The following is a 1,732-nucleotide window of genomic DNA, read 5'->3' on the forward strand; positions in this document are numbered from 1 at the left end:
GATCATCACCGCCATCAACATCGTCGGCGGCATCGCCATTGGCTATCTGCGCCACGGCATGGGCCTCGGCCAGGCCGCCGATGTCTTCATCAAGCTGTCGGTCGGCGACGGCCTCGTCACCCAGATCCCGGCGCTCATCGTCTCGCTCGCCGCCGGCATGCTCGTCTCCAAGGGCGGCACGCGCGGCTCGGCCAACCAGGCGGTGTTCGGCCAGCTCGGCGCGCATCCGCGCGCGCTCTATGTCGCGGCCTCGCTGCTGGTCATCCTTGGCCTGATGCCCGGCCTGCCGCTGTTCCCCTTCTTCGCGCTCGCCGGCGGCATGGCCGGCCTCGGCTATATCATCCCGCTGCGCCACAACCGCGCGCTTGCCGCCGCCGAAGCCTTGAAGACGCAGGAGAAGGCGAACAAGGTCGAGGAGGAGAAGAACTCGGTGAAGGCTTCGCTGGTCACCGCCGAGATCGAGCTGCTGATCGGCAAGCAGCTGTCGACCCGGCTGATGGTGGCGCACCAGGAACTGGTCTTCCGCATGTCGAAGATGCGCAAGAAATTCGCCCAGCAATATGGCTTCGTCGTGCCGGAAGTGCGCGTCGCCGACGACTTCGCCATTCCGCCGAAGAGCTACCAGATCAAGGTGCATGGCACGGTGGTCGCCGAATACCAGATGCGCGTCGGCGAGATCATGGTGCTGCTTGGCACGCGCGGCGTGCCGGACATCCCCGGCGAGGAAATCCGCGAGCCGGCCTTCGGCATGCGCGCCTATTCGGTGCTCGAAACCTTCGCCGAGGATCTGAAGCGCGAGAACTTCACCTTCGCCGACAACATGTCGGTGCTGCTCACGCATCTCTCCGAGGTGATCCGCAACAACCTGCCCCAGCTTCTCTCCTACAAGGACATGAAGGCGCTGCTGGAGCGGCTCGACCCCGAATACCGCAAGCTCGCCGACGAGATCTGCACCTCGCACATCTCCTACCCCGGCCTGCAGGCGGTGCTGAAGCTGCTGCTCGCCGAGCGCGTCTCGATCCGCAACCTGCACCTGATCATCGAGGCGATCGCCGAGATCGCGCCGCATGTGCGCCGCACCGAGCAGATCGTCGAGCATGTGCGCATCCGCATGGCGCAGCAGATCTGCGGCGACCTCTCCGAAGGCGGCACGCTCAAGGTGCTGCGCCTCGGCAACCGCTGGGACCTCGCCTTCCATCAAAGCCTCAAGCGTGACGCCAAGGGCGAGGTACGCGAGTTCGACATCGATCCGCGCCAGCTCGAGGAGTTCGGCCAGGACGCGACCAAGGCGATCCGCAAGCATCTCGAGGCCGGCGAGCGCTTCGTGCTGGTCACCGCGCCCGACGCGCGGCCCTATGTGCGCATGATCATCGAGCGGCTGTTCACCACGCTTCCCGTTCTCAGCCATGTCGAGATCGCCAAGGGCGTCGAGATCAAGGTGCTCGGAACGATCTCGTGAACGCGCTCTCGCAAGGCGTCGTCATCGCCGCGTTCCTCGCCTTCTGCCGCATCGGCGCCTGCTTCATGCTGATGCCCGGCCTGTCCAGCGCGCGCGTGCCGCTGCAGATCAGACTGTTCGTCTCGGTTGCCGCGACCGGCGGCCTGCTCGCCTTCCTGTGGGACCGCATCTACCCGTTCGTCGATCCGCGCCCGCAGGTGCTCGCGCCGATGATCGTCTCCGAGTTGCTGGTCGGCGGGCTGATCGGCGCCATGACCAGGCTTCATATGGAAG

Annotated in this window: 2 protein-coding genes; both read left to right on the forward strand. The window is 65.8% G+C overall.

Going from position 1 to position 1,732, the window contains the following annotated elements:
- Nucleotides 1–1,459: FHIPEP family type III secretion protein (locus EOA24_RS36935; protein ID WP_127410761.1), on the forward strand; the 1,459-nt coding region annotated here is incomplete at its 5' end.
- A partial coding sequence (locus EOA24_RS36940; RefSeq protein ID WP_189354556.1) for a flagellar biosynthetic protein FliR occupies nt 1,456–1,732 on the forward strand: 277 nt, incomplete at its 3' end. The genes EOA24_RS36935 and EOA24_RS36940, both read left to right, overlap by 4 nt.

Origin of the sequence: Mesorhizobium sp. M2A.F.Ca.ET.039.01.1.1, assembly GCF_003998035.1 — a bacterium.
In the GTDB taxonomy this organism is placed as follows: domain Bacteria; phylum Pseudomonadota; class Alphaproteobacteria; order Rhizobiales; family Rhizobiaceae; genus Mesorhizobium.